The 451-nt window shown below is 63.2% G+C and carries 1 protein-coding gene; it reads right to left on the bottom strand.

Annotated features, from left to right (window positions below; all coding sequences use genetic code 11):
- Window positions 1–252 precede the first annotated feature (252 nt).
- Window positions 253–451: hypothetical protein (locus CVH10_RS25730; RefSeq protein WP_219924756.1), on the bottom strand; the 199-nt coding region annotated here is incomplete at its 5' end.

The following is a 451-nucleotide window of genomic DNA, read 5'->3' as shown; positions in this document are numbered from 1 at the left end:
CGATCTCGCCACGGTTCGCGATCAGAATCTTGTCGAACATCTTTCCGCGCACTCTGGTCCGTCAGGGAACATGCGGCGTCTCAACAAACGCCCAAGCTCGTTCCCGTTAAAGCAGTTATGCGGGTTCGGGAAGCTGATCGATCCAGGGGTGTCCAGAGTTTTCGTGCGTGCGTCGCGGCCATGACGATGTGCAATGCACAAATGGATTTTGTATGCGCCGATATTTGCGGCTGGATCGCGCGGACGACCCGATCAGGCAGCCAAGCGCACCATCGTGGAGGCCGTCGTCTCGGTGGTTTGGCGGTTTGCGGCCAGCGCGAAGGCGATGAGTGCCTCGTCGCTGGCCTGGGCCTCGCGCACGACTTCGCGGGCGATCCGTGCGGCGAGCGCGGTCGGGCCGCTGCCGTTGCTGAGAGAACCGACGAGCCAGCGGGCCACCTCGGCGTCGATG

Source organism: Halomonas sp. ND22Bw, assembly GCF_003011945.1.
Taxonomy (GTDB): domain Bacteria; phylum Pseudomonadota; class Gammaproteobacteria; order Pseudomonadales; family Halomonadaceae; genus Halomonas; species Halomonas halophila.
This window is presented reverse-complemented; position numbering and strand designations above follow the sequence as displayed.